General features: G+C 47.4%; 25 protein-coding genes and 1 pseudogene. 21 read left to right on the forward strand and 5 right to left on the reverse strand.

What is annotated here, in order from left to right; all coding sequences use genetic code 11:
* Nucleotides 1-40: 40 nt before the first annotated feature.
* Entirely contained in the window at nucleotides 41-694 is a 654-nt protein-coding gene (upp, locus tag QM717_RS07615; RefSeq protein ID WP_415036472.1) for a uracil phosphoribosyltransferase, read from the reverse strand.
* Between the two features lie 189 nt (nucleotides 695-883).
* On the opposite strand from upp, the gene QM717_RS07620 reads away from it, so the two are divergent.
* The 5 genes from QM717_RS07620 to QM717_RS07640 all read left to right on the forward strand — a co-directional run bounded on the left by QM717_RS07620 (nucleotide 884) and on the right by QM717_RS07640 (nucleotide 5,666).
* On the forward strand, nucleotides 884-1,210 hold the full coding sequence (locus tag QM717_RS07620) for a hypothetical protein (protein WP_415036474.1): 327 nt from the start codon (nucleotides 884-886) through the stop codon (nucleotides 1,208-1,210).
* Nucleotides 1,211-1,303: 93 nt separating this feature from the next.
* On the forward strand, nucleotides 1,304-2,251 hold the full coding sequence (locus QM717_RS07625; RefSeq protein ID WP_415040093.1) for a M43 family zinc metalloprotease: 948 nt from the start codon (nucleotides 1,304-1,306) through the stop codon (nucleotides 2,249-2,251).
* Entirely contained in the window at nucleotides 2,251-3,840 is a 1,590-nt protein-coding gene (locus QM717_RS07630; protein WP_415036476.1) for a T9SS type A sorting domain-containing protein, read from the forward strand. The genes QM717_RS07625 and QM717_RS07630 overlap by 1 nt, the downstream gene beginning before the upstream one ends.
* Nucleotides 3,841-3,911: 71 nt before the next feature.
* A complete protein-coding gene (locus QM717_RS07635; RefSeq protein ID WP_415036478.1) occupies nucleotides 3,912-4,517 on the forward strand; it encodes a DUF4254 domain-containing protein in 606 nt (201 codons plus the stop codon).
* Nucleotides 4,518-4,655: 138 nt separating this feature from the next.
* On the forward strand, nucleotides 4,656-5,666 hold the full coding sequence (locus QM717_RS07640) for a glycosyltransferase family 9 protein (protein ID WP_415036480.1): 1,011 nt from the start codon (nucleotides 4,656-4,658) through the stop codon (nucleotides 5,664-5,666).
* A 251-nt stretch (nucleotides 5,667-5,917) separates the two neighbouring features.
* Here QM717_RS07640 and QM717_RS07645 read toward each other — a convergent pair whose 3' ends face one another.
* Nucleotides 5,918-6,970: a 2Fe-2S iron-sulfur cluster-binding protein gene (locus tag QM717_RS07645; RefSeq protein WP_415036482.1), complete on the reverse strand. Its 1,053-nt coding sequence runs from the start codon at nucleotides 6,968-6,970 to the stop codon at nucleotides 5,918-5,920.
* 257 nt (nucleotides 6,971-7,227) lie between these two features.
* Here QM717_RS07645 and QM717_RS07650 point away from each other — a divergent pair, with 257 nt between their 5' ends.
* From QM717_RS07650 to atpG, 10 genes are all read left to right on the forward strand, one after another.
* Entirely contained in the window at nucleotides 7,228-10,158 is a 2,931-nt protein-coding gene (locus QM717_RS07650; RefSeq protein ID WP_415036484.1) for a tetratricopeptide repeat protein, read from the forward strand.
* Nucleotides 10,158-10,568, forward strand: coding sequence for a bactofilin family protein (locus tag QM717_RS07655; RefSeq protein WP_415036486.1), 411 nt, complete (start codon nucleotides 10,158-10,160; stop codon nucleotides 10,566-10,568). The genes QM717_RS07650 and QM717_RS07655 overlap by 1 nt, the downstream gene beginning before the upstream one ends.
* On the forward strand, nucleotides 10,528-10,770 hold the full coding sequence (locus QM717_RS07660; protein ID WP_415036488.1) for an AtpZ/AtpI family protein: 243 nt from the start codon (nucleotides 10,528-10,530) through the stop codon (nucleotides 10,768-10,770). Before QM717_RS07655 ends, QM717_RS07660 begins: the two co-directional genes overlap by 41 nt.
* Nucleotides 10,767-11,159 carry a hypothetical protein gene (locus QM717_RS07665; protein ID WP_415036490.1) on the forward strand — a complete coding sequence of 131 codons (393 nt, stop codon included), beginning with the start codon at nucleotides 10,767-10,769 and terminating at the stop codon, nucleotides 11,157-11,159. The genes QM717_RS07660 and QM717_RS07665 overlap by 4 nt, the downstream gene beginning before the upstream one ends.
* Before the next feature lie 188 nt (nucleotides 11,160-11,347).
* Nucleotides 11,348-12,535, forward strand: coding sequence for a F0F1 ATP synthase subunit A (gene atpB, locus QM717_RS07670; RefSeq protein WP_415036492.1), 1,188 nt, complete (start codon nucleotides 11,348-11,350; stop codon nucleotides 12,533-12,535).
* A 100-nt stretch (nucleotides 12,536-12,635) separates the two neighbouring features.
* Entirely contained in the window at nucleotides 12,636-12,827 is a 192-nt protein-coding gene (gene atpE, locus QM717_RS07675) for an ATP synthase F0 subunit C (RefSeq protein ID WP_108369812.1), read from the forward strand.
* Between the two features lie 78 nt (nucleotides 12,828-12,905).
* Entirely contained in the window at nucleotides 12,906-13,406 is a 501-nt protein-coding gene (locus QM717_RS07680; protein WP_415036494.1) for a F0F1 ATP synthase subunit B, read from the forward strand.
* Nucleotides 13,406-13,939 (forward strand): ATP synthase F1 subunit delta, encoded by a 534-nt coding sequence (gene atpH, locus QM717_RS07685; protein ID WP_415040095.1) that lies wholly within the window; start codon nucleotides 13,406-13,408, stop codon nucleotides 13,937-13,939. The genes QM717_RS07680 and atpH overlap by 1 nt, the downstream gene beginning before the upstream one ends.
* Nucleotides 13,940-13,956: 17 nt before the next feature.
* Nucleotides 13,957-15,534 carry a F0F1 ATP synthase subunit alpha gene (gene atpA, locus QM717_RS07690; RefSeq protein ID WP_415036496.1) on the forward strand — a complete coding sequence of 526 codons (1,578 nt, stop codon included), beginning with the start codon at nucleotides 13,957-13,959 and terminating at the stop codon, nucleotides 15,532-15,534.
* An 88-nt stretch (nucleotides 15,535-15,622) separates the two neighbouring features.
* Nucleotides 15,623-16,486: an ATP synthase F1 subunit gamma gene (gene atpG, locus QM717_RS07695; RefSeq protein ID WP_415036498.1), complete on the forward strand. Its 864-nt coding sequence runs from the start codon at nucleotides 15,623-15,625 to the stop codon at nucleotides 16,484-16,486.
* A 58-nt stretch (nucleotides 16,487-16,544) separates the two neighbouring features.
* On the opposite strand, the gene QM717_RS07700 is transcribed toward atpG, so the two are convergent.
* Nucleotides 16,545-17,006: a hypothetical protein gene (locus QM717_RS07700; protein WP_415036500.1), complete on the reverse strand. Its 462-nt coding sequence runs from the start codon at nucleotides 17,004-17,006 to the stop codon at nucleotides 16,545-16,547.
* 15 nt (nucleotides 17,007-17,021) lie between these two features.
* Entirely contained in the window at nucleotides 17,022-19,103 is a 2,082-nt protein-coding gene (locus QM717_RS07705; RefSeq protein ID WP_415036502.1) for a prolyl oligopeptidase family serine peptidase, read from the reverse strand.
* A gap of 100 nt (nucleotides 19,104-19,203) precedes the next feature.
* Between QM717_RS07705 and QM717_RS07710 the strand changes: the two genes are divergently transcribed.
* The 6 genes and pseudogenes from QM717_RS07710 to QM717_RS07735 all read left to right on the forward strand — a co-directional run bounded on the left by QM717_RS07710 (nucleotide 19,204) and on the right by QM717_RS07735 (nucleotide 25,778).
* Complete coding sequence (locus tag QM717_RS07710; RefSeq protein WP_415036504.1) at nucleotides 19,204-20,718, forward strand: lipopolysaccharide biosynthesis protein; 1,515 nt, start codon at nucleotides 19,204-19,206, stop codon at nucleotides 20,716-20,718.
* A gap of 129 nt (nucleotides 20,719-20,847) precedes the next feature.
* The gene (gene dut / locus QM717_RS07715; RefSeq protein ID WP_415036506.1) at nucleotides 20,848-21,282 is read left to right on the forward strand and encodes a dUTP diphosphatase; all 435 of its coding nucleotides are present in this window, start codon (nucleotides 20,848-20,850) and stop codon (nucleotides 21,280-21,282) included.
* A 73-nt stretch (nucleotides 21,283-21,355) separates the two neighbouring features.
* Nucleotides 21,356-22,366: a sugar phosphate nucleotidyltransferase gene (locus tag QM717_RS07720; protein ID WP_415036508.1), complete on the forward strand. Its 1,011-nt coding sequence runs from the start codon at nucleotides 21,356-21,358 to the stop codon at nucleotides 22,364-22,366.
* 9 nt (nucleotides 22,367-22,375) lie between these two features.
* Nucleotides 22,376-23,719 (forward strand): tetratricopeptide repeat protein, encoded by a 1,344-nt coding sequence (locus tag QM717_RS07725; RefSeq protein WP_415036510.1) that lies wholly within the window; start codon nucleotides 22,376-22,378, stop codon nucleotides 23,717-23,719.
* Complete coding sequence (locus QM717_RS07730; protein ID WP_415036512.1) at nucleotides 23,719-24,492, forward strand: DUF4292 domain-containing protein; 774 nt, start codon at nucleotides 23,719-23,721, stop codon at nucleotides 24,490-24,492. The genes QM717_RS07725 and QM717_RS07730 overlap by 1 nt, the downstream gene beginning before the upstream one ends.
* 16 nt (nucleotides 24,493-24,508) lie before the next feature.
* Nucleotides 24,509-25,778, forward strand: a pseudogene (locus QM717_RS07735) (murein hydrolase activator EnvC family protein).
* Between the two features lie 280 nt (nucleotides 25,779-26,058).
* Here the strand turns inward: QM717_RS07735 and QM717_RS07740 are convergent.
* A complete protein-coding gene (locus QM717_RS07740; protein ID WP_415036514.1) occupies nucleotides 26,059-26,568 on the reverse strand; it encodes an acyl-CoA thioesterase in 510 nt (169 codons plus the stop codon).
* Nucleotides 26,569-26,587 lie beyond the last annotated feature (19 nt).

Genomic DNA, 26,587 nt, shown 5'->3' on the forward strand with positions numbered 1-26,587 from the left:
GCAAACGACCTTCGGCTTTTTACAGGATTTGCGCTAAAACTTATAATTTATTGCCGTAAGCCAAATCGCCCGCATCGCCCAGTCCCGGGACGATGTAGTTCTTTTCGTTGAGCTTTTCATCGAGCGTGGCAACCCAAAGATGGCAATAATCGGGAAGGTTGCGTTGCAGGTAGTCGACGCCTTCGGGCGCGGCAATCACGACCGCGATGTGGATTTCCTTGGGCTGGCCTTTTTCGAGCAGCTTATTGAACACGGCCACAACCGATTGGCCGGTGGCTAACATCGGATCGATGAGCAATAAATTTTTATCGGCAATATTCGGAACGGCTTGGTATTCGACGCGGATTTCAAACGCATCGTCGTTATTGTGGTGGTATCGATAGGCCGAAACGAATCCGTTTTCTGCATTGTCGAAGTAATTCAGAAAACCCAGATGCAACGGCAAACCTGCGCGCAAAATTGAACACAAGACCAATTGGTCTTCGATCTCGGTTGTTTTCTTGATGCCTAGCGGCGTCTGGATTTCAACGTTTTTATAGTGCAGGTTCTTGCTCAGTTCATACGCCATCACTTCACCGATGCGCTCGATGTTGCGGCGGAAACGCATGCTGTCATTTTGTACATTGACGTTTCTGATTTGCCCGAGGAAATGGTTCAGGACGCTGTTGGCTTCGGATAAATAATGGATTTGCATGGATTCGTAAATTTTCAACAAAGATAGAAAATGTCTTTTTTGATTGTCTTGCAGCCGAAATAATTAAAAGGATATGAATTTTAAAAGATTTTCTTACTTTTATCGCGCTCTGCGATACCACAGCGGGCATGCCGCAAGATTATGGCCAGGTAATTTTGTTTCGTTTTGAAAACTTTTAAACCAAACAATATGAGAAATCTTGTTGCCATTACGGCATTTTTTTTAACAGGCATTTTATCGGCACAAACTTTTAGTTGCGGTACGGTATATACTCCGCCTTCGGGATCGAGCGGAAGGGCAGTGCCTTCGCCGCCGCCGATTGATCCGAATAAAAAATATGTGATCAGCGTGTATTTTCATCTTTTGAATGATACCGATGGCACAAATATTCTTGGGGCATCATGGGGATTGCCCCAGGTAATGAATGCAGTAAAGGCATTAAATTTCACTTTCAATCAGTACAATATTTTTTTCAAATATTTAGGACATGATGTGACCAACAATTCAAGTTTATAGAACAACGGGGGAACCTATCCATCCAATCTTTATAATTACGATGCATTCAACATTTTCTTTGCCAACTCTGCAGGGCTCAATAGCGCTTATGCCATCACAGGAAACACCAAGAGTGTCTTTTCCTATTTGGCTTTGAATGATCCGAGTACTTTTGATTTTGTAATATGCCATGAGATTGCACACTGTTTAAACCTGCTCCATATTTTCCAAGGTCATAATACTCCTGAATGCGAACATGTGACAAGAAACCCGAGCGATCCTAATTACAATGCAACGACAGCCGGTGACTTCGTGGCAGATACACCGGCTCAATCACAAGTATCATGGAGCCAATTTACAGGGTGCAACTATAATTATAATGCCGCCAATACTGATTGTCAAGGGACGCCATACCAAGGTATTATTAAGAGCAATCTAATGGGCTATCTTGTAGATCCTTCGCCTTGTTTTCATCTTACCGCAGGACAGGTGACCAGAATGAAACAGTACCTGGAATCTCCTGGTTTTTCGCATTACACACAAACCTATAATGATGTGGCTAGCTTATACGAGCCTTACGATGAATTGCTCATGGTTGGCAACCAAATCGTCAGCACACAGGAAGCACCCGGAGGAAACGGCCTCATGGTGTGCAGGAATTATGTCTTCAGGCGCAGTTACCAAAAAGGATTCACCTATCATTTTTATAATACTGAACCTTCCTCCCCAACACATGTCGATATTAATACTACTTTTGTGTACAATGACCGTCCCGACCATGCGATTAAGGTCGTAATCGATCAGGTGAATCCTACGGCTCAGGTCAGTTCTTCCACCGTATCGACGACCACGCCATATTCCTGTACCATCGAGCCCTATGTTTCGGGAAGGATCTATTCGATGGAAGTGCTGGGTGCAATGAATGTTACCGTTACCGAACTCGACGCGATCCAGGTCAATAATCCGGAACTGTACGAACAAATGATGACGCAATACTACAACATACTCAAGAAAACAACCGAAAGTGGTATCACCAAAGAATCGATCATTTACAGGAACTGATGCGAAAATTATTCAACCTATTGGCCTTTTGCAGTATGGTTGCGATTCAGGCGCAACCGGCATTGCAATGGCAGAAAACGATTGGAGGCAACAACCAAGATATACTTTACGCCATTTGTTCGGGGAGTGCAGGCGGTATATTGCTGGGCGGCGGTTCAACGTCTAACATCTCGGGAGAAAAAAATGAAAATTCAAGAGGCGGGAGTGATTTTTGGCTTGTTGCGCTCAACGTTGCAGGCCAGATCCAATGGCAAAGAACCATTGGAGGCGGTGATCATGATAGCTTATTTTCGGCTGCAGCTACCAACGACGGCGGCTGGATTACTGGTGGTATATCCTCATCGGATATCTCCGGGGAGAAAACCGAAAATACGCGCGGGGGCGGGGGCGATTTCTGGATTGTCAAACTCGATCAAAATGGTAACATCCTATGGCAAAAAACCATAGGCGGCAATAGACTTGATGTGTTGCGCTCGATACAACAAACCGATGATGGTGGCTACATCGCCGTGGGATCATCCCAATCGGATGTGTCGGGTGAAAAGACCGAACCTTCGCGCGGCATCAACGGGTCAATCGATTATTGGATACTCAAACTCGACTCAACCGGAACTATCGAATGGCAGAAAACCTATGGTGGCGACAATTATGACAATGCATGGTCGGTCATCCAAACGTCAGACTTTGGCTACCTTGTAGGTGGGTTTTCGGCCTCCAATGCCAATTACGACAAAACCGAAAATTGCCGGGGCAATGCAGACTATTGGGTTTTAAAGCTTGATGCCGATGGTATGATCCAATGGCAACGAACATTGGGTGGAAGTGAAAATGATCATCTCGAGAAAGTCATCGAAGTGAATGGAGGATATCTTTTAGGCGGATATAGTTTTTCTGAAATTTCAGGAGATAAAACGAGTTTTCTTCGTGGAGAGGCTGATTTTTGGGTGATTAAGCTCGATCCTTTGGGAGGAATCTTGTGGCAGAAAACCATTGGTGGTGAAGCAGGAGATTTTCCGTATTCACTTCAGGAAAATAACGATGGGACGATATTGATTGCCGGAGAATCAGACTCGAATATTTCTTGGGAAAAAAGCGAAAACGCAAGAGGGATTTCGGACATGTGGGTATTGAACCTGAGTCCCGAAGGTGAAATCAATTGGCAAAAAACCATCGGAGGAAGTGCCGCCGACAGTGTCAAACAAACACTAATCTTACCCAACGGCGAAGTGCTTTTGGCAGGCAATTCCCGATCACCCATTTCGGGTGAAAAAACAGAAAACGCCCGCGGCGAAACCGATTATTGGATTGTCAAACTCGAATATGGAAATCTAAGTACCGATGACTATGCAAATGTAAAAGACCCGGTAACGATTTATCCCAACCCAACCAATGGAATAATCAAGATTAACCATTCGGAAACTTTGAGCGTCAATGACATTTCCTTATACAATATGGCAGGACAGCAAATACAGATAAAGTCTTTTGCAGAAAATCAATTGGAGTTTGAAGCAACGGCAGGTGTGTATCTTCTCAAAGTAAAGAATAAAAATGGTCAATCGGATAGTTTTAAAATCATCAAGAAACCCTAAGCGAAACGTCCTATATTTTTTTCGGATGTAAAAGTATAAAAAGTATCTTTGCGTTTTAAAACCTAAAAACTATGTTTTCAAAATTAGCCTATTCCGTTTTCGAACAAAGCATTATCGATTACCACAAATACGATAACGTGGACCAGCCCATCAGCAACCCGTATCCGAAAGAGCAGTTCGAACATTTGTTGTACATGAAAAACTGGATCGACACCGTGCAATGGCACTTTGAAGACATCATCCGCGATCCGCAAATCGACCCGGTGGCGGCTTTGGTTTTGAAAAGAAGAATCGATGCCTCGAACCAGGAACGCACCGATGTCGTGGAATACATCGACAGCTATTTCATGCAGAAATACGCCAGCGTCAAAGTAAAACCGGAAGCGAAAATCAACTCCGAATCTCCGGCCTGGGCATTCGACCGTTTGTCGATTCTGGCTTTGAAGATTTACCACATGAACGAAGAAGCCACGCGTGCCGAAGCCACCCAAGCACACCGCGACGCCTGTCAGGCCAAACTCAACATCTTGCTCGAACAGCGCACCGATTTGTCAACCGCGATCGACGATTTACTCAAAGACATCGAGAACGGCGACAAGTTCATGAAAGCCTACAAGCAGATGAAAATGTACAACGACGACGAACTCAACCCGGTGTTGTACCAAAACAAGAAGTAATTTTTTAAGGAGCTGATTCCGGCTGTCCGCTGTATCTTTTCCTTGCTAAAGAAGCAAGAAAAAGGATGCCGCTTCCATCCGGGCTAGGGCTTTAGTTTCCAAAACAACTTGGCAAACAAAATCAAACATATAGCCGTCATGAGACTGTCCGCCATGGGCGACGTTGCCATGACGGTTCCTGTTTTACGCGCATTGGTCAAGCAACATCCCGACGTGAAACTGACCGTGGTTTCGCGCCCGTTCTTCCAACCGTTTTTCGCCCAAATTCCCAATGTCGATTTCTTTGCTTTCGACGACAAACAGCGCCACAAAGGCTTTTTCGGATTATTGAAATTGCATGCCGATTTGAAGAAACTGGGCATCGATGCCTTTGCCGATCTGCACAATGTGTTGCGTTCCAAAATCGTCCGCAACCTGTTTGCGGTCAATGGAAAAAAAGTCGCCGCCGTCGACAAAGGCCGCGCCGAAAAGAAAGCATTGACGCGCGAAGAAAACAAAATCTTCCAACCGCTCACCACCATGTTCGAAAGACATGCAAAAGTGTTTGAACAACTCGGATTTCCTCTTGATTTATCGAATCCGGAATTCCCCGAAAAAGCCATGCTCGATTCGGCGGTCATCAATATCGTTGGCGACCACCATTCAAAATGGATCGGCATCGCGCCGTTTGCGCAATACGATTCGAAAGTGTATCCAAAGGATTTGATGAAAAATGTCATCGATCAATTGGCCCAAAATAGCAACTTCAGGATTTTCCTGTTTGGCGGCAAAAATGAAATTCCGGTTTTGGATGCTTTCGCTTCGGGCAAAGAAAATGTGCTGAACATGGCCGGACAAATTAAATTCCAACAGGAACTACAACTCATTTCCAACCTCGACCTCATGCTCAGCATGGATTCCGGAAACGCGCACATCGCCGCGATGCTTGGTGTTACGACCGTGACGCTGTGGGGAGCGACGCATCCGTTTACGGGCTTTTCCCCATTTAACCAACCTTTGGAAAATGCAATTACTGCTGATCGCGAAAAATTCCCGAAACTGCCGACATCGGTGTACGGCAATAAAAAAGTAGAAGGTTACGAGGAGGCCATGCGGACGATTGCGCCGGAGGTTGTGGTTGAAAAAGTGACGGGATTGTTAAAGACCTAAGTCTTTAAATTTCATAAAAATCTTGACGAAATCTGCGGCCATCGCGGAATCAAAAATTAACAAAAAATACAGAATTTCTTCAACGGAATGATTTTAAAATGGCTTAGGGATAAACCCAATTCCCCTTCCCAATTGGGCGTAAGCTAGCCAAAAAAATTGGAACCGACCTACATAAAATCTGTATGATTTCACAAAAAAAAGCCAGAACATCATTTTCGAGATTCTGGTTTTTTTTGATATTTATGGGCTTGCTACACATCGTCATAATCCACGTGCAATTCCGCACTGGTCGGATGCGCCTGGCAAGTCAGGATCAAGCCTTCGGCGATTTCACCGTCGGTCAGGATCGCGTTCTTTTTCATTTCGGCGGTTCCTTTGGAAATCCGGGCGAGGCAACTGCTGCAAATTCCGCCCTGGCACGAATACGGCGCGTCGATGCCTTGTTTGAGGGCTGCGTCGAGGATGGTTTGCTTCTGCGACATCTCGAAAGTGGTTTCCTCGTCGTCGACCATAATGGTGATTTTGGTGTGGCCTTCGGGTGAAATGTGCACTTCCTTGGGCGCGAGCGAACTCGAGAACAGTTCAAATTTGACATTCTTTTCCGGGATGTTGTGTTCTTTGAGTACATCCGAAACCTTCAAGATCATTTCCTCGGGGCCGCACAGATAGAACTTGTCGAACTCGAGGTTTTTGTATTTGTTGTTGAGCACAAAATTGACTGTCGAACGTTCAATCCTGCCGAACAATTCGTTCTCGACCTTGGCCTGGCTGTACACATAATGCACAAAAAAACGACCCACATACTTAAGCTGCATCTCGTGCAATTCCTGGTAGAAAATCGTGTCTTCGGGTGTTTTATTGCCATAAACCAAAACGAAAGTGCTTTTGGGTTCGCCTGCCAAAACACCATGTATGATTGACATCACCGGTGTAATCCCGCTTCCCGCCGCAAAAGCCGCATAATTTTTCTGTCGGTCTGCATCGGGGGTGAAGGTGAAATTGCCTTCGGGTGTGCCCACTTCAACCAGGTCGCCCGATTTGAGTTGGTTGTTGGCAAACATCGAAAACACGCCGCCCTTGAGCGACTTGATCGCAATGCGCAATTCGCCGCTGCCCGGAGCCGAGCAAATCGAGTAGGCACGACGGATTTCGTTGCCGTCGAGACGCAACTTGAGGTTGATGTATTGGCCTGGGATAAACGTATAGTGGGATTTTAATTCGTCAGGGACATTGAACAGCACCGAGACGGCATCTTTGGTTTCGCGTCTTACTTCTTTGATGTTCAATTTGAAAAATGAGGACATAACAAAAATTTTTACAAAATTAGGAAACAAAACCGCAAAGCGTGCAATGTTTTCACTAAAGTTTGGAAATTAACCGCAAAGCACACGAAGTTTCATAAGCTTTTTTTCTTTGCGGAAAACTTGGCGTCCTTTGCGGTAAAACAAGCTAACGCAAAGTTTTAAGCGATAATTTTCGCTATATCAAAAAGAAACGTATTTTTACGGGTTGATATACTAAAAAGAGCTTTTGAAAGTTTAAGAATAAAATCATTCAGACATTGAAGACTAATTTACTCAAATACACCTCTATAGCGGCATTGTTGGTTTTTGTAATCGCCTGTTCGACCAAAAAGAATACCTGGTTGTCGAGGAATTCACATGCCTTGAGCGCCAGGGACAACATCCTTTTCAACGGTGGTTTGGCGTTGGACAAAGGCGTGAACGACCTCAAACTGCAATACCGCGACAATTTTTGGGAGCGATTGCCGATCGAAAGGATGCAGATCAAGAAGGAGGCCGTGATGCCGGGCGAGCAGAAAGTCGTCAACGCCGATTTCGAGCGTGCCGAAACCAAAGCGACCAAGGCGATCCAGAAGCACTCGATGAACATCGGCGGATCCGAGAAAAACCCGCAAATGGACGAGGCGCACCTGATGCTCGGGAAAGCACGTTACTATGACCAGCGTTTTGTACCGGCGCTCGAGGCATTCAACTACATCTTGTACAAATACCCGAGTAGCGATAAGATCTACGAAGCCAAGATTTGGCGCGAGAAAACCAATATGCGCATGGACAACGATGCCTTGGCGGTAACCAACCTCAATAATTTGCTTAAGGAAATCAAGTTCAAGGACCAGATTTTCGCAGATGCCAATGCGGCGCTTTCGCAGGCTTACATCAACCTCGAGATGAAGGACAGCGCCGTGGCCAAACTCAAACTCGCGCGCGATTTCACCAAGGAAAAAGAGGAAAGGGCGCGTTATTACTTTATCCTCGGACAGCTTTACGAAGAACTGGGCTACAAAGACAGCGCATTCGCTTCCTATCAATCGGTGATCGACATGAAAAGAAAAGCCGCAAGGCAATACGTGATTCATGCGCATGCCAGACAGGCGGCGCAATTCGATTACAAGACCGGCGATACTTTGGCTTTTGTCGAGAAATACCAAAAAATGCTCGAGGACCGCGAGAACCGTCCATATCTTGACGTGTTGAACCACCAAATGGCCTTGTTCTACGACAAGCAGAAAAAGGACGAACAGGCCAAGAAGTACTACAATCTTTCGCTCAAGAAAAGAACCGAAGACCAGTATCTCGTGGCTTCGAACTACCGCAACCTGGCCGATATCTATTTCAACAAGGCTCGCTATGTGACGGCTGGAAAATACTACGACAGCACCATGGTGCAGCTCGACGACCGTTCGCGCGAATACAAGGCGATCAAGAAAAAACGCGAGAACCTGAACGACGTGATCAAATACGAGGCGATTGCGACCCGCAACGACAGCATATTAAAGGTATATGCGATGTCGGAAACCGAAAAGATCGCGTATTACAATGACCACATCGAAAAACTCAAGAAGGAACAAGAAGCACTGAGGCTCAAACGCGAGAAAGAAGCCGCTGCCGCCGCTGCTTCTGGAGAGAGCTATGGTACAGACGTGCCGCTTGAAGGCAAGGAAGGCAAATTCAAGAACATGGCCAATGCCAATGCAGCCGGTGCGGAAGCGGCAGAAGAAGCTTCCAAGGCCGCGACGAAAGGAGCGGTCAAATCACCAGCCGACAATCCGGCGATGCCACCGGCGCCCAAAGCATCGGGTTCGGGCGAAAGCAATTTCTATTTCTACAACCCGACGACCGTGGCTTTCGGTAAGGCCGAGTTCAAGAAGTTATGGGGCAACAGGACGCACAAGAACAACTGGAGGGTTTCGGCCAGCAAAGGCGCGAGCAATCCGCAGGACGGCGACGTAGCCGATTCGGGCGGTGAAGAAAGCGGCGACGCCAAAGCCAATGCGGAAAAATCCGATGAAATGTTCAAGCCCGAATTTTACATCAAACAGTTGCCGACGACCCAAAAGGAAATCGACAGCATCGGCAAGGAACGCAATTTTGCCTATTACCAGTTGGGTGTGATTTACAAGGAGAAATTCAAGGAATACCAGTTGGCGGCCAGCAAACTCGAAAAATTGCTCGAAAACCAGCCCGAAGAAAGATTGGTATTGCCATCGATGTACAACCTGTACAAGATTTACGAGATCATCGACAAGAACAAGGCGGCCGCGATGAAAGACCGCATCATCCGCGAATATCCGGATTCAAGGTATGCGCAGATTCTGCAAAACACCGATGCGTCGGGATTGGCGCTCGGCGACACGCCGCAGCAGGCTTACGAAAAATTGTTCCGACTCTATGAATCGGGCGATTACAAGAAAGTCCTGACCGATACCGGAATCGCAATCGACCAGTTCACCGGAGAGGAAATGGTACCGAAATTCGAATTGCTCAAGGCCAATACAATCGGAAAACTCAAAGGCGTCGAGGAATACAAAAAGGCACTCAACTATGTGGCGCTGACCTATCCCAACAGCACCGAAGGTAAAGAAGCCGAAGGATTGCTGGGCCGTGAGGTGCCGTATCTCGAGGCGCTCCAATTCAATTCGAAGCAGCCATTGAGCTGGAAGATTTTGTACCATGCCGACAATTTATCGGACAACAAGACCATTGCGTTGTATGGCAAAATCGTCAAGTTCATCAAGGAACGTTCGTTCGAAAAAATCAATGTCTCGATCGACATTTACACGATGGACAAAAACTTCATCGTCATCCACGGCATGAAAACCGAAGACCACGCCAAGGGCATCGCGTCGATCCTCAAGGAATTCAAGGAATATAAAATCCAGGAACCGTTTTACATCATCTCGAACGAGAACTACCGCGTGGTGCAGATCAAGAAGAATTTCGACGAATTCCTCAAGGTGGGCAACGGTCCGATTGTAGCCGGGGAACCGACATTGGCACCAAAACCGCAGGAGGAAAAACCGGCGGAATTGCCGAAGAAACGTCCAGAGGAAAACCAGAAGATGAAAACCAAATCGGATGTTTCCTCACCAGACCCGAAAACCAATGCGGTACCGCCGGGATTCGCGCCTCCGGGTTCGATGATGCCGCCGCAGGAACCGATGCAGATGAACCAAAAACCAAAGCGATAATGTTTGACAAGAAGCCCAAATCGTACACCGATCTCTTGGGTAAAACCAACCGGATTGTCGAAGGCACCGCCATCAAGGGCGACATCCTTTCGCATGCCGATTTTCGGCTCGATGGCGAACTGATTGGCAATTTCAATTCGAACGGGAAAATCGTGATCGGGCCGGCCGGTATCGTCAAGGGCGACATCATCTGCAAGAATGCCGATATCGAAGGACGTTTCCACGGAAAAATCCAGGTGGCCGAAATCCTCAACGTCAAATCGAAGGCGAGCATCCACGGCGAAGTGGTTTGCGGGAAATTATCGGTAGAGCCGGGCGCCGAATTCAGCGCTTCGTGCATCATGAAACCCAACCTCAAACTGATTCCCAATGACGGACAACCAAGAACCGAACAAGCGCAGCAACAATAAATGGCTCGCGCTGATCAACATCCCGATCCAGATGGGGGTGATCGTGTTTTTGTTTGCCTGGGGCGGTAAATGGCTCGACGCCAAATACCCCAATCCGCATAACCTGTATGTCAAGATCCTGACGCTCGTGGGCGTGGCCATCGCGTTCTACAACCTGAACCGCCAGCTCAAGGAAATCAACCGAATCGACGACCAGAAATGAGCCTCAACTCACTCAGACCCATTTTGGAATTGCTCGTGGTTTCGGCTTTGGTTTTTGCCGGGCACATGCTGTTGTTCCAGTTTGTGTTTTCGGGCCGGGACGCCCATTTTTTGTATACGATTCCGCAATTGTATGGGTTCTTCGTGCTGTGTTCTGTCGTTATCCTGTCGATTTTGATCCGGATGAAACAAAAGAACATCGACAGCGTGGGCAATACCTTTATGCTGCTGACCTGTATCAAGATGGTGCTGGCTTATGTGTTGCTGCACCCGATCCTCGCGGCTACGCATTCGGAGGTGGCCGCCGAAAAAACCAACTTCTTTGTCATCTTCGCGCTGTTTCTGACCATTGAAACCACCGTGGCGATTCGGTTGCTCAATAGAAATTAAAGCACAATTTCTTGCATTTTAACAAATTTCAGCCATTTCTAAATCAGCCTTTTAAACAAAAAGCAGTAAACGGGCGTTAAAGCGGCAAAAACCTCAAAAAATATTTTTTGTGAACCCTTTTTGATATGAATAAAAAATGTACCTTTGCACCAAATTTCAGAAAGTATAATTAAGATAATAAATCCGCTATGGTGTTTTCTAAAAAGCCACTCCATTTTATAATAGCCACATTAACTGCCTGTCTTTCATTTTCTGGTTTTGCCAATCCGACCCAGGATTCGGTTGCCGCACCGGCCCAGAACCCACACGAAACACATGCTGCCGCTGCCGCTCACACCGGTCATGGTGAGGCCAAGGAAGGGTTGTCTGAAGCCGACCAGGCCGAGGCAGAAAGAAAAGAATTCATCAAGCACCACCTTTTGGATTCGCACGATTTCCACTTGTTTTCTTATGGAAAAGAATCGGGCCATGAGAAGCACGTCGGTTTCCCGCTTCCGGTTATCTTGATCGACAATGGCGTGCATTTTTTCATGTCGTCTAAATTCGAGCACGGTCATGCCGTAGCCGAATCCAACGGAAGCTACTACATGATCGGCCACCACGACGGTAAAATCTACCGAACCGACGCGGCCGGTACCGTAACCGAAGACGCCAAAGGACACATCACCAATGTCAAGCCGATCGACCTTTCGATCACCAAAAACGTAACGATGATTTTGTTGACCGGTTTGATCATGTTCCTGTTGTTTGCCGGATTGGGCAAATCGTACAAGAAAAACGGATCGATCGCCAAAGGCGCCGGAAGATTTTTTGAGCCGCTTATTTTGTACGTCCGTGACGAAATCGCGATCCCGAACATCGGTGAAAAGCACTATAAAAAATACATGAGTTTCTTGTTGACCGTTTTCTTCTTTGTGTGGTTCCTGAACATTTTCGGACTCACGCCACTGGGGATTAACGTAACCGGAAACATCGCGATTACCGCAGCACTCGCGGTCATTACTTACTTGATCACGACTTTCACTGCGAAGAAAGATTATTGGGGACACATTTTCTGGATGCCGGGCGTACCGGTGCCGATGAAGTTTGTCCTGGCGCCAATCGAATTGCTCGGAACCATCATCAAGCCATTCTCGCTCATGATTCGTCTCTATGCCAACATCTTGGCAGGTCACGTGGTATTGATGAGTTTGGTGGCGCTCATGTACAAGGCCAACAGCGCCATCGGAAGTCCATTGGCTTTCCTGTTGTCGTTTGTCCTGATGTTGCTTGAAGTTTTGGTAGCTTTGCTCCAGGCGTATATTTTTACGATGCTTGCTGCATTGTATTTCGGTGCAGCCGTTGAGGAACATCACCATGATGAGGCGCACCATTAATATTTTAGATTTGGGATTTTAGATTTTAGATTGAATCTGAAATCTGAAATCAGCAATCTGAAATCACTAATTTGAATGTTTAATTTTTAATACATATTTTATGGAAATCCCTAGAATTATCGGAGCTGGTTTGGTAGTAATCGGTGCAGGTATCGGTATCGGAAGAATCGGTGGATCTGCAATGGACGCTATCGCTCGTCAACCAGAAGCTACTGGAAAAATCCAGACAGCTATGTTGATCGCTGCCGCTCTTATTGAAGGTATCGGTTTCGCTGCAATCTTTGCATCGTAAATCAAAAAGACAAAAAGCTGTAACGGTTGGTTGCAGCTTTTGTTTACTATTAAAATTAACACTTAAGACATATATATAATGGAAGAATTATTTGGACAGTTTTCGTTAGGGTTGTTTATCATGCAGACCGTGTTGTTCCTCGGACTCATTTTCTTGTTGAAGAAATTTGCCTGGAAACCGATTCTCGATGCCGTAAACGAAAGAGAAGACGGAATCAAGAATGCCTTGCTTTCTGCTGAGAACGCCAGAAAGGAAATGGAAAACCTTCAGGCCGACAACCAAAGAATCTTGAACGAGGCCAGAGCCGAGCGCGATACCATGCTCAAGGAAGCACGTGAAATGAAAGAGAAAATGATCGCCGACGCCAAGACCGAAGCACAAACTGCCGGACAGAAAATGATCGAGCAGGCCAAAGCCGCCATCGAAAGCGAAAAGAATGCAGCCATGGCCGATTTGAAGGCACAGGTTTCTTCTTTGTCACTCGAAATCGCTGAAAAATTATTGAAAGACGAACTTTCCAACAAAGAAGCCCAGGTGAAACTGGTAGAGAAAATGTTGGGCGACGCTAAATTGAACTAATTATGTCAACAAGAGCAGCCATTCGTTACGCAAAAGCCATCCTCGACATCGCACACTCCAAAGGCGTGGCGACCGAAGTGGGCAACGACATGACGACCATCGCTTCGACGGTGAACGGCAATGCCGAACTGTCGGCGTTTTTGACCGATGAGACCAAGAGCCTCAAGGTGAAAAGCGGCGCGGTCAATGAAATCTTTTCGGGCGTCAACGGCGTGACCAAAGGACTTTTCCAGTTGTTGAACGAGAACAAGCGTTTCGAGATCCTCGGAACGATCGCATCGGAATACAACCGCCTGTTCGAGGAAATGAACGGTATGGAAACCGCAACGGTTACGACAGCCGTCCCAATGGACGCGGAACTCGAAGGAAAAGTGATGACTAAAATCCTCACGTTTTCGAACAAGAAAATCAACATCAAGAATATCGTAGATCCGGCGATCATCGGTGGGTTTATCTTAAGAATAGGCGATCAGCAGTACAACGCTTCGGTGGCCAACAGATTGCAAGTATTAAAAAGAGAATTAAGTAACTAGTTATTATATAAATAATTATGGCGGAAATTAAACCTGCTGAGATTTCAGCAATATTGAAGAAACAAGTTGAAGGGTTTGAATCTGGGGCTACACTCGAAGAAGTGGGAACCGTACTCCAGGTTGGTGATGGTATTGCACGTGTTTACGGATTGTCGAATGCACAATACGGCGAGTTGGTTCAGTTTGAAAGCGGTCTCGAAGGAATCGTTTTGAACCTGGAAGAAGACAACGTGGGTGTCGTATTGCTCGGACCGTCAACCGGAATCAAAGAAGGTTCAACAGCCAAAAGAACACAGCGTATCGCTTCGCTTAAAGTAGGCGAGCAGATGGTAGGCCGTGTGGTCAATACATTGGGTTTCCCGATCGATGGCAAAGGCCCAATCGGCGGCGAATTGTATGAAATGCCACTCGAAAGAAAAGCACCAGGAGTTATCTTCCGTCAACCTGTAACCGAGCCATTGCAAACCGGTGTAAAAGCCGTTGACGCGATGATCCCAGTGGGTCGTGGCCAACGTGAGCTCGTGATCGGTGACCGTCAAACTGGTAAATCAACCGTTTGTTTGGATACCATCCTGAACCAAAAAGAATTCTACGATGCTGGACAACCAGTATTCTGTATCTATGTAGCGATCGGACAGAAAGCTTCAACCGTAGCGGGTATCGCTAAAACTTTGGAAGAAAAAGGCGCGATGGCTTACACCGTAATCGTGGCCGCTAATGCTTCAGATCCAGCACCAATGCAGGTTTACGCGCCAATGGCCGGAGCTGCAATCGGTGAGTATTTCCGTGACACAGGTCGTCCTGCACTCATCGTGTACGATGATTTGTCGAAACAAGCGGTAGCTTACCGTGAGGTGTCGCTCTTGCTCCGTCGTCCACCAGGACGTGAGGCTTATCCAGGGGACGTTTTCTACCTCCACAGCCGTTTGCTCGAGCGTGCTTGTAAAGTGATCAACAACGACGAGATCGCCAAGAACATGAACGACTTGCCAGAAAACCTGAAGCCAATCGTAAAAGGAGGCGGATCATTGACGGCTTTGCCAATCATCGAAACTCAGGCGGGTGACGTTTCTGCGTATATCCCAACCAACGTAATCTCGATCACCGACGGACAGATCTTCTTGGAGTCTGACTTGTTCAACTCGGGGGTACGTCCGGCGATCAACGTAGGTATCTCGGTATCGCGTGTAGGTGGTAACGCCCAGATCAAGTCGATGAAGAAAGTAGCCGGTACGTTGAAACTCGACCAGGCGCAGTTCCGCGAATTGGAAGCGTTTGCGAAATTCGGTTCTGACCTCGATGCGGTTACCTTGAACGTAATCGAAAAAGGAAAGCGTAACGTAGAAATCCTCAAGCAAGGTTTGAACTCTCCGTTTACCGTTGAAGACCAAGTAGCGATCATCTACGCCGGTTCTAAAAACCTCTTGCGTAACGTTCCTGTAGACAAAGTGAAAGAATTCGAGAAAGATTTCTTGGAATTCCTCAACAACAAGCACAGAGATACACTCGATGCCTTGAAAGCAGGAAAATTGACTGACGAAATCACCGATGTGATCGAGAAAGTAGCGAAAGAAGTTTCAGCAAAATATAACTAATTAGAGAATTAGAGAATTAGAGAATTAGAAAATGCCCGGCACGATCTAATTATCTAATTTTCTAATTGTCACATTTTCTAATTGAAAAATGGCAAACTTAAAGGAAATCCGTAACAGAATTACCTCCGTTTCATCGACGATGCAGATTACCTCGGCGATGAAAATGGTTTCTGCCGCGAAGCTCAAAAAAGCACAGGATGCGATCACCGCGATGCGCCCTTATGCCGAAAAACTGACCGAATTGTTGCAGAACCTTTCCGCTACGCTCGACGGCGATGCAGGAGGAGAATTCACCGTGCAACGCGAGGTAAAGAAAGTGCTGATCGTAGCCATTACCTCAAACCGCGGATTGGCTGGTGCGTTCAACTCGAACGTACTCAAAGAAGCGCGCAACCTGACCGAGAATGTCTATGCGGGCAAGCAAGTCGATTTCGTGACCATCGGTAAGAAAGGAAACGACGGGATCCGCAAAGGAAATACCGTGGTTTTCAACAACAACTCGGTGTTCGACAGCCTGACTTTCGAGAACGTTTCCGAAATCGCCGATGAAATCACCGCGTTGTTCCTCCAAGGAAAATACGACAAGGTGGTGTTGGTGTACAACCAGTTCAAAAACGCGGCGACGCAAATCATCCAGGCCGAGCAATTCCTGCCTTTGGCCCCGATTGCATCGGACAAGGCGGCTTCAACGGTAGACTATATTTTCGAGCCATCGAAAGAGGAAATCGTCCTCGAATTGATCCCGAAAATGCTCAAGACACAGTTGTACAAAGCCATCCGCGATTCATTTGCCTCTGAGCACGGCGCGCGTATGACGGCCATGCACAAAGCGACCGATAACGCAACGGCACTCAGAAACCAATTGAAGTTGACCTACAACAAAGCCCGTCAGGCAGCCATCACGAGCGAAATCCTCGAGATTGTTGGTGGAGCGGAAGCTTTGAACGGATAAAGATTTATTCTTTTAAATATAGAAAAGGCGCTGATTTCGGCGCCTTTTTTTATTGGTTTCATCCGCGCCGAATCGACTTTAGTTCGGCGCCCTGTACAAAATTGCTGAAATCGCTTCTTGCGGTTCCTTTCGCATTGTAGATTTCGATATAATAGGCCGTCGATTGGCTGTCTTTCTTGGGTTTCAACATCAATTTGAACAAACGGCTTTTACCCGACTTCGAATTGATCCACTGACAGCTTTCCACCGTAAAATTGTGGACCACGGCATTGAGCGCATCTTTTTTCTGGTAGAGGATGCCGGGATATTTGAACATGCCCGGATACAGCAACCCAGACTCGAAGACCATCTTGAGGTATTTGTCGGTTTTGTAAATGAGCAGCAATTCGTCGTCATACTTGATAACATCTTCATCGACGACCGTGATTGTTCCCGAAAACCGTTTGTAAACCTGTTTCTTGTTCTGGGCCTGCCCACAGAAAAAGGCAATTAGGCATAAAAAAGTCAACCAATTTTTCATTGTTAAAAGAGCTGTTTATCGATTGAGATGGTACAATAGGAAGGCATAAAACTCCGCATTTTCTTCGACCGCACTTTGGTAATTTGCCTTGCCGTAGTGGCCGGATCCAGCCAGCGTCTTGAGCAAGATCGGGTTTTTTTGTGCAGCGCGGTTCTGCAACCTGGCCGCAAATTTATACGAATGGATCGGCGGCACGCGGTCGTCGTTCTCCGAAGTGATGATCAGCATCGTTGGGTAATTGACATCTTCCTTGATGTTGTGGTAAGGTGAAAACCCCATCAGCGAACGGAAACCGGACTGGGTGTCGGAATCGCCGTATTCATCCAGATGGAATTTCCCCACCGTATAATCCTTGAATTTCAACATATCGTAAGCGCCCATCATCGGAATGGCCACCTTGAATAATTCGGGTCTTTGTGTCACGGCAACCCCCACGAGCGTTCCGCCTTGCGAGCCGCCTGAAATGCCCAATTTGGGAGGCGAGGTGTATTTCTCGCGGATCAGGAATTCGGCCGCATCGATGAAATCATTGAACGTGTTCATCTTTTTCAAGCCCTTGCCCTCGGTATGCCATTTGAGTCCTTTGTCGCCACCACCGCGGATTTCGGCATAGGCAAATACGCCGCCTTTCTCGAGGAAATACAGCAAACCTGTATCGAATCGCGGATGGCTTATCGTGCCAAAACCGCCATAGCCTTTGAGCAGGGTCGGGTTGTTGCCGTCGAGTGCGATGCCTTTTTTGTGTACGATCGTGATCGGGATGTCCTTGCCGTCGCGGCTTTTGTAGGTGAGGATTTTGGTCTCGAAATAATCGAGCGGGAACAGCGTCGGTTTGGGCGGCACAAAATCGGTATAGAACGGGTGCGCCTCGCCGGTCTCGATATTGAGCTTGAAATTGTGGAACGACAACGTATACGAATAAAAACTCACGAAAAGGCATTTGGTTTCAGGGTCGTAGAAACGCACGGTATAATCCATGCCGAACGGTGCCTCAAACTTGCGGATGAAAACCCCATCCTTGCTGTAAACACTGAGGTAGTTCTTGCCCAATGTTTTGTATTTGCACACAATATAATCATCCAGGAAGTCGGTATCGACGAGCAAATGTGAATAGATCTGCGGAATGACCACGGTTTGTTTCGATCGGTCATTGAGGTCGAAACAGCGTACTTCGCCCCAGTCGTAATCGGTAGCGGAAAAGTAAACCTTGTTGTTGGCATAATGCAGGAACTTGAACCCGGTCGTGTCGCTGTCGATCAGTTTTTCGAGGTGGAAGTTCTCGGTGTCGATGGAACTCTGGTAATAGGTCTGCGCGGTTTCTTCCTTGTTGGATTCGATGACAAACAGCTTGTTCTGCTTGGTAAAGAAGCTGAAACGCCCATCGCGCTGGGTCGCGTCAAAGACCAATTGGTCCTCCGACTGCGGCTTGCCGATCTTGTGGTAAAACAATTGGTACGACGAATCGCGCGCAAAGACCGCCGCATTTGCATTTTTCTTGTAGAAAATTCCCTTGTCGCCATTCCAGGAAATATTCGAAAACTTGATGTTGGTCAATGAATCTTCGAGATAGGCGATCTTGTCGATGTCGGCGAACCGAATCTGGTGCAAATCGCTTCCATTTTTACTAAGCTCGACAGCCAAATATTTGGAATTGCGCGACGGCGCGTAATCGACTAAATAAGCATTCGAGCTCTTGTAGACTTTGTACGGATTGGCAATCTCTATCGGGTTTTCGCGCAGGCTTTTGCGGAAATACAGCACACCCGGTTTCGATTTGTCGATGCGGTAAAGACTGTAATAATACCGCCCCTTCTTGATCGGCAACGGGTTCGATGACAACCGGTCGTATTCCTTGAGCTTCGAAACAAGCGAATATTCATCGGTTGCGGTTTTCATCTGCGCTGCGGTCGTCTGGTTCTGCGCTGCGACCCAATCCTTGACTTCCTTCGAGTCGAATTTCTCTAGCCAGGTGTAATCGTCGGTAATGACTTGGCCAAATTTGGTTGTATTTTGCGGGGTTTTCTTGATGGCGGAAGCCGATTGCGAAAAGCCAACCAACGGCAGCAGCAAGAGCAGGAATGGGATAAAGTTTTTCATAGTGTTGTTGTCGCTGCAAATATACCGATAGAATGTCAATGCCGGATGGGAAAGCATAGAAAGAAATAGTTATTTTTGCGCTACACATTAAGCCCACGTTTTGAGCATTTACAAGAAACTTTTCCAACAAACTGCCATCTACGGACTCGCCACGGTGTTCCCGCGCATGATCAGTTTTTTCCTGGTGCCGCTCTACACCGATTTGCTTCCCAAGGAAGAATACGGAAAAGTCACCGTTATTTTTGCCTACCTTATTTTCTTTAACGTGGTCTTGGCCTACGGGATGGAAACCGCATTTTTCCGTTTCTACAACAAAGAAACCGACAAGCGCAATGTCGTCGAAACCTCGACCGTCTCCATTTTTTGGACCTCGCTGGCATTTCTCGGTATCGGATTGTTGTTCCGCAATACGCTCGCGGTTTGGTCCGAAATCGATGTGCAATACGTCACCTATACGATTTGGATTTTAGTCCTCGATGCGCTCGTCGTGATCCCGTTTTCGAAATTGCGCGCCAACCAACGCCCGATGTTTTATGCGGCCATCAAGATCGGCAACGTCTCGGTCAATTTGCTGCTCAACATTTTCTTCCTGATTGTATTGCCCGAACTTGCGACGCCCAATCCCGATGATTTTTTCAGCCTGCTGTATTTCGAGAATTTCCAGATTGGTTATATTTTCATTTCGAACATCATCGCGAGCCTGCTCACTTTTATCGTATTGTTTCCCGATTACCTCAAGATCAAATGGCATTTCGACTTTGATTTGTGGAAACGCATGATGCAATATGGCCTGCCGATTCTCGTGGCCGGAATCGCCTTTGCGATCAACGAGCAATTCGATAAAATCCTGCTCGGACAATTATTGCCCGCCGACGTCGCCGATGCCGAAGTCGGGATTTATGCCGCCTGCTACAAACTCGGTTTGTTCATGGTGTTGTTCCGCACGGCTTATACACTCGGAATCGAACCGTTCTTTTTCAGCCATGCTGCGAGCGACAACGCCAAAGAAACCTACGCGACCGTGACCAAATATTTCGTCATTTTCGGTTCTTTCATCATGCTCGGCGTGATCGTGTTCGCCGATCTGTTCAAGCAACTCATGATCCGTGACCAATCGTATTGGGAAGCGATGAAGGTCGTCCCGCTGATCATCCTAGCGAATTTTTTCCTCGGCATCTACACCAACTTGTCGGTTTGGTATAAACTCATCGACAAGACCTACATCGGGGCCTGGATTTCACTGGTAGGTGCAGCCGTCACGTTGGTGCTCAATTTCCTGCTCATTCCGGTGATGGAACAAAATGGCCACAACGGCTACATGGGCTCGGCCATTGCAACCCTGGCGGCCTATGGCAGCATGATGCTATTGTCCTACCTACTGGGCCGCAACCAATACCCGATTCCGTACGACCGTAAGAAAATTGGCGCCTATCTCGGATTGTCGATCGTGTTTTCGTGCGTGTCGTTCTATAAGTTCCGAGAGAATTATTTCGTCGGGATTGCGCTGCTGGTGCTGTTCCTGTACTTCATATACCACAACGAAAAAGACGTTTTACATAAAATCATCAAACGAAAAGAAAAATTACCCGCCCAGCCGCCCAAGACAGAAGTGTAGTTTTCAGGAGCTTTATCCTGCTATCCGCTTTATCTTTTATTGCTTCCCGATGCTTCGGGAAGCAATAAAAGGATGCCGCTACTATCAGGGCTAGGGCATCGAACTATAAAACAATATCATCATAAAACCATGACCATCAACATCATCAACCAATCGCAACACGCGCTCCCGAATTACGAAACCATCGCCTCGGCCGGTATGGATTTGCGCGCCAACCTTTCCGAACCCGTGACCTTGAAACCGCTCGAACGCGCGATCATCAAGACCGGATTGTTCATCGAATTGCCCATCGGTTACGAGGCGCAGGTACGTCCGCGCTCCGGATTGGCCGCCAAGAAAGGCATCACCGTCCTCAATTCGCCGGGCACCGTAGATGCCGATTACCGTGGCGAAATTGGGGTGATTTTAGTAAATTTATCGGCTGAAACTTTTGTCGTCGAGAATGGCGAACGCATCGCCCAGCTTGTCATCGCCCAACACGAACGCGCCGAATGGAACGAAGTCTCGGAATTGTCTGAAACTTCGCGTGGTGCAGGCGGATTTGGCTCGACAGGTGTGAAATAAACTGTCAATAACTAAATAAAAACTTCGTGAACTTTGCGGGAAACTTCGTGAACTTTGCGGTAAAATAGAAAAAATGAAAATAATCGTACCCATGGCCGGACGTGGTTCCCGCTTAAGACCACATACACTCACTGTTCCAAAACCATTGATTCCAATCGCCGGAAAACCCATCGTGCACCGTTTGGTAGAAGACATCGCCGGTGTCATCAACCAGAAAATCGACGAAATCGCATTCATCATCCACCAGGATTTTGGCTCGCAGGTCGAGAAAGACTTGATCGCGATTGCCGAGAAACTCGGTTCGAAAGGAAAAATCTATTACCAAAACCAGGCTTTGGGAACGGCCCACGCGATCATGTGTGCCAAGGATTCGATGGACGGGCCGATTGTCGTGGCCTATGCCGACACCTTATTTCGCGCCGACTTCACGCTCGACACTTCGGCAGACAGCGTGATTTGGGTCAAACAAGTCGACGACCCGAGCGCTTTTGGTGTGGTCCAATTGAACGAGAACAACCAGATTATCGATTTCGTCGAAAAACCAAAGGAATTTGTTTCCGATTTGGCGATCATCGGGATCTATTATTTCAAGTCGGGCGAGACATTGCGTGCCGAATTACAATACTTATTGGATAACAACGTTGTTAAAGGAGGTGAATACCAATTGACCGACGGTCTCGAGAACATGAAAGTCAAAGGGCTCAAGTTCGTTCCAGGCAAAGTCGATGAATGGATGGACTGCGGCAACAAGAACGTCACGGTAGAAACCAATTCGCGCCTGCTCGGTTTTTTGCACAGCGATGGCGAAAACCTCGTTTCGGCCAATGCCAAGTTGGAGAACTCTACGATCATCCCGCCTTGTTTCATCGGCGATGATGTGATTTTGATCAACTCGACCGTAGGCCCGAACGTGTCGCTCGGCAAAGCCTGCCATGTGATCGATTCGACGGTGAAAAACAGTTTGGTGCAAACGCATTCGCACATCCGCAATGCCAAACTCGACAACGCGATGATCGGCAGCCACGCCACATTCGACGGCAACTTTACGAGCATCAGCATTGGGGACTATTCGGTTTTGGAATAAATTTTTGAAATGAAGCAACTGGCCTACATCCTAATTTTTGCCGGAATCCTCAGTGTTCCTGCGCCGCTATTGGCGCAAACCGAACCCGAGGACATCGCCTTGGCGCAGAATGAATTCCAGGATTCGTTCTATGAATCGCTCAAGCAGAAAGGCATCGAAAATTACGACAAGGCCATCATCGCGCTCGAGAAATGCCAGCGGCTCGAACCCAACAACGCCACGGTCTTGTTCGAACTCGGCAAGAATTACCTTGCGCTCAAGGATTACAAGAAAGCCTACGATTCGTTCGAAAAAGCCACCCAAATCGATCCAAAAAACAAGTGGTTTTGGGTCGGCATGTATGATGTTTGCTACGAAACCCGAGATTGGGACCAAGCGATTGTCATCGTCAACAAACTGATCACGTTCAAGAAGGAATACAAGGAAGACCTCGTGTCGCTGTACATGAACACCCAGCAATTCGACAAGGCGCTCGCGCTAATCAACGAACTCAACGATACCGTCGGCAAGTCGGATTTGCGCGACAACTACAAGATTCAAATCCTCAAGGACTCGAAATACCAGGGTACCGAAAAGGACAATCTTTTGGCGCAGATCAAGAAAAACCCGAAAGACGAGGCCAGTTACATCGCGTTGATTTACCTGTATTCTGAAAGCAACCAGGAAGACAAGGCGGTTGAAATCGCCAAGCAACTCGAAAAGCAAATCCCGAATTCCGATTTTGCACAGGTAAGCCTTTTCAAGGAACACCTCAACAGTGGCGATGGGGCCAAAGCTTCGAAAGCGATGAACATGGCGCTCGCAAGCCCAAAAATCGACCAAAAGATCAAGCACCGCATGCTCAACGAGTTTCTGCTTTTCGTCAAGGACAAACCGCAGTTCGAAGCCGACCTCGACAACGCAATCTCGTATTTCAAGAACGACCGCGAGGTATTGGTCGCCAAGGAAATCGGCAAGTTTTACCATACCAAGAAGAACTGGGAGAAGGCGGCAAAGTATTACGAAATGCACCTCAAGACCAATTCGGATGATGTGGAAGCGACCTTGTTGTTGTTCCAAGCCTACACCGAGTTGTCGCAATTCGAACCGATGGCCAAAAGGGCAGAAGGCATGATCGAACTCTATCCGATGCAGCCGCAGTTTTACTATTACGCCGGACTGGCCTACAACCAGCAAAAGAATTTCAAGAAAGCCAAGGATTTATTAGAAATGGGGCTCGATTACCTGGTCAACGACACCCCGCTGGAGATTAATTTCAACATCCAGCTTGGGGAAGCGTATGCCGGATTGGGCGATATGAAAAAGAAAGAGAGCCATTTCCAGAAAGCGGAAAAGCTCATAAACAAAAAGTAATGAACAAATTTTTAGGACTGCTGCTCGTGGCGTTTTTGTGTTCGTGTAAAGCGGCCAAACCCGTTGTCGCAGAAAGCAATACCAGTACAGATAAAAAAATAGCCAACGCGCAAATCATCGACGGACATTATGCCAACAAACGCGATTTTGTCACGGCCTACATCAAGTCGAGCGTGCGTTACCAGGACGACAAGAATACGCAGAACGTTTCGGCCGAGATTCGCATCAAGAAGAACGAAATGATTCTGGTCAGCGTACGTTTGCTCGGCATTACGATGGCCAAGGCGCTCATCACGCCCACGCAGGTCAAGTATTACGAAAAGATCAACGGCAATTATTTCGAGGGCGATTACGCGGCATTGAGCCAATGGCTCGGCACCGATCTCGATTTCCAGAAAGTCCAGAATTTGTTGATCGGGCAGGCATTGGACGATTTGAAAACCGGAAGTTATACCGCATCGACCGAAGACAATTTATACCAATTGAAAAGCGAAGGCAATACAAGCAAGACATTTTATTTCGAGCCCGACCAATTTCTGTTGCGCAAACAGGAAATCGCACAAGCCCAGCAACAGCGCATGATGCAGGTATTGTATCCCAATTACGCCCACCGCCCGGAAGCCGTTTTGCCCACCGCGCTCATTATCGATGCCGTGCAGAAAAAAGGAAAAACCAACATCAACATCGAATACAATTCGGTGACCTTCAACGAAGCGATGACGTTCCCGTACAGCGTTCCGGATGGTTACGAAAGAATACACATCAATAACTAATTTGCACCAACCCCTTATGGCAAAAAAGCTATTAACCCTCATTTTCCTCTGCGTGGCCGCCGTGTCGTGGAGCCAGCAAACGCAGGAGAAACTGGAAAAAAGAAAAGCCCAGATTTTAAAGGAAATCCAGGAAAAGGAAGCCATGCTCCAGGAAGTCAAATCGAAGGAGAAATCGGTGACGACGCAATTGCAATTGCAGAAAGAGAAAATCCAGCTCAAACAGAAGCTCATCAATACGACCGAGAAGCAGACCAAAGTGCTCAACAACGACATTTACATCAACCAGGTCAACGTCAACCGACTCAAGAAAGAATTGGTGTTGCTCAAGGAAGATTACGCCGAGATGATCCTAAAATCCTATAAAGCACGTTCGGAACGCAGCCGTGTGATGTTCCTGTTGTCTTCACAAAACTTCCTCCAAGCCTACAAGCGCGCGCAGTACATGAAGCAATACGCGAGCTACCGCAAAACGCAGGGCGAGGAAATCGTAGCCAAGACCCAAGAGCTCGAAGACCGAACGCAGAAAATCGTCGTCCAGAAAGAAGAAAAGCAAAAACTGCTGGCCGAAAACGAAAAGGAAAAAGTCGTGCTCGAAAAAGGAAAAGCAGGAGCAGGAAGAAATCGCCAAGGCCATCAAGAAATCCAAAAACCAGATCGCCGCCGAGATCAAGAAGAAACAGCAGGAAACGCGAAACATCGACCGACAGATCGACAAGTTATTGAAAGAAGCCATCGCCGCGGCCAACAAGAAAACCGCTGCCGCAGCCAAAAAGGCCAACCCGAAAGCAAAAGCGCCGACCACACCGGCCAAAACGCGTGAAGCCGAAACTGCCGACAAGATCGTACTGACGCCCGAAGGCAAAGTCATCGCCGATAATTTCCGCGCCAACAAAGGCCGATTGCCGTGGCCGGTCGAAAAAGGATTTGTTTCCTTGGGTTATGGCGACCAGGCGCACCCGGTCTACAAATCGCTCGTCGTGCACAATTCCGGCGTCGAAATCACGACGGATGCCGGAGCCAGCGCGCGTGCCGTTTTCGGCGGGGAAGTCATCAAGGTCATGGTATTGTCGCCGGTCAACAAGGCGGTCATGATCCAGCACGGGGATTATTTTACGGTTTACCAAAACCTCAGCAGCGTGAGCGTGACCAAAGGCGACAAGGTCTCGATGAAAGAAACCATCGGAAAAATCCGTACCAACGGAGACACCGGAAAAACCGTCCTCAAATTCACGATTTCGCAAAACACGACCTACAATAACCCGGCAAGTTGGTTGTCGAATATGTAGTTTTTGATCAGGGCGTGCCGGCGGAGGACGTTACCCGTTCCAAAGAAGTTTCGTTGTCGCCGTCGGGCTGTACGCTACAATCTTTTGCTTCGTAAAGAGGAAATTTAATAATCAAAAAATACCTGACTGCCATCGGCAGTCCTCCGTTTAATTTCAAATGCAAAAGGATTTCCACTGCCATCCCTCACGCAAACCCCACTATAAAAAAATAAGCCACGAATTCTCGAATTTTATTTTCTAATTCGAGAATTTTCGTGGCGCACTATTTTAAGATTGACGTTTAGAAAAACAACGCCTTCAATTCGGTGGCTTCCGCCGGTTTCATTTTTCCGGCCAGCACCAAGCTGAGTTGTTTCCTGCGCAAAGCGGCATCGTAACGCTCTTTTTCGAGTTCGGTTTCTGGAATCACCGGCGGCACCGAAACAGGTCTTCCCTGTTCATCCACCGCCACAAACGAATAAATGGCTTCATTCGCCTTGGCACGCACCCCCGATTCGCGGTCCTCTATCCAGACATCGATAAAGATTTCCATCGAGGTGTTGAAACTGCGCGACACTTTGGCCTCGATTGTCACCACGCTTCCGAGCGCAATTGATCGGTTAAAGGCGACATGGTTCACCGAAGCCGTCACCACAATCCGGCGTGAATGTCTTCTGGCGGCAATGCTCGCGGCACGGTCCATACGTGCCAACAGTTCACCTCCAAAAAGGTTGTTGAGCGGATTGGTTTCGCTCGGCAAAACCAAATCGGTTAAGATCGTCAGGGACTCGGAAGGAAATTTTGGATGCATGGCGTAATTTTTTTGCAAA

The sequence above is a fragment of the Flavobacterium sp. genome, assembly GCF_047602195.1.
Classification (GTDB): Bacteria; Bacteroidota; Bacteroidia; order Flavobacteriales; family Flavobacteriaceae; genus Flavobacterium.

Coding starts and splice junctions, on each gene's coding strand:
- upp (WP_415036472.1), bottom strand. CDS start 694: ATGCAAATCCATTATTTATCCGAAGCCAACAGCGTCCTGAACCATTTC.
- QM717_RS07620 (WP_415036474.1), top strand. CDS start 884: ATGAGAAATCTTGTTGCCATTACGGCATTTTTTTTAACAGGCATTTTA.
- QM717_RS07630 (WP_415036476.1), top strand. CDS start 2,251: ATGCGAAAATTATTCAACCTATTGGCCTTTTGCAGTATGGTTGCGATT.
- QM717_RS07635 (WP_415036478.1), top strand. CDS start 3,912: ATGTTTTCAAAATTAGCCTATTCCGTTTTCGAACAAAGCATTATCGAT.
- QM717_RS07640 (WP_415036480.1), top strand. CDS start 4,656: ATGAGACTGTCCGCCATGGGCGACGTTGCCATGACGGTTCCTGTTTTA.
- QM717_RS07645 (WP_415036482.1), bottom strand. CDS start 6,970: ATGTCCTCATTTTTCAAATTGAACATCAAAGAAGTAAGACGCGAAACC.
- QM717_RS07655 (WP_415036486.1), top strand. CDS start 10,158: ATGTTTGACAAGAAGCCCAAATCGTACACCGATCTCTTGGGTAAAACC.
- QM717_RS07660 (WP_415036488.1), top strand. CDS start 10,528: ATGACGGACAACCAAGAACCGAACAAGCGCAGCAACAATAAATGGCTC.
- QM717_RS07665 (WP_415036490.1), top strand. CDS start 10,767: ATGAGCCTCAACTCACTCAGACCCATTTTGGAATTGCTCGTGGTTTCG.
- atpB (WP_415036492.1), top strand. CDS start 11,348: ATGGTGTTTTCTAAAAAGCCACTCCATTTTATAATAGCCACATTAACT.
- atpE (WP_108369812.1), top strand. CDS start 12,636: ATGGAAATCCCTAGAATTATCGGAGCTGGTTTGGTAGTAATCGGTGCA.
- QM717_RS07680 (WP_415036494.1), top strand. CDS start 12,906: ATGGAAGAATTATTTGGACAGTTTTCGTTAGGGTTGTTTATCATGCAG.
- atpA (WP_415036496.1), top strand. CDS start 13,957: ATGGCGGAAATTAAACCTGCTGAGATTTCAGCAATATTGAAGAAACAA.
- atpG (WP_415036498.1), top strand. CDS start 15,623: ATGGCAAACTTAAAGGAAATCCGTAACAGAATTACCTCCGTTTCATCG.
- QM717_RS07700 (WP_415036500.1), bottom strand. CDS start 17,006: ATGAAAAATTGGTTGACTTTTTTATGCCTAATTGCCTTTTTCTGTGGG.
- QM717_RS07705 (WP_415036502.1), bottom strand. CDS start 19,103: ATGAAAAACTTTATCCCATTCCTGCTCTTGCTGCTGCCGTTGGTTGGC.
- dut (WP_415036506.1), top strand. CDS start 20,848: ATGACCATCAACATCATCAACCAATCGCAACACGCGCTCCCGAATTAC.
- QM717_RS07720 (WP_415036508.1), top strand. CDS start 21,356: ATGAAAATAATCGTACCCATGGCCGGACGTGGTTCCCGCTTAAGACCA.
- QM717_RS07725 (WP_415036510.1), top strand. CDS start 22,376: ATGAAGCAACTGGCCTACATCCTAATTTTTGCCGGAATCCTCAGTGTT.
- QM717_RS07730 (WP_415036512.1), top strand. CDS start 23,719: ATGAACAAATTTTTAGGACTGCTGCTCGTGGCGTTTTTGTGTTCGTGT.
- QM717_RS07740 (WP_415036514.1), bottom strand. CDS start 26,568: ATGCATCCAAAATTTCCTTCCGAGTCCCTGACGATCTTAACCGATTTG.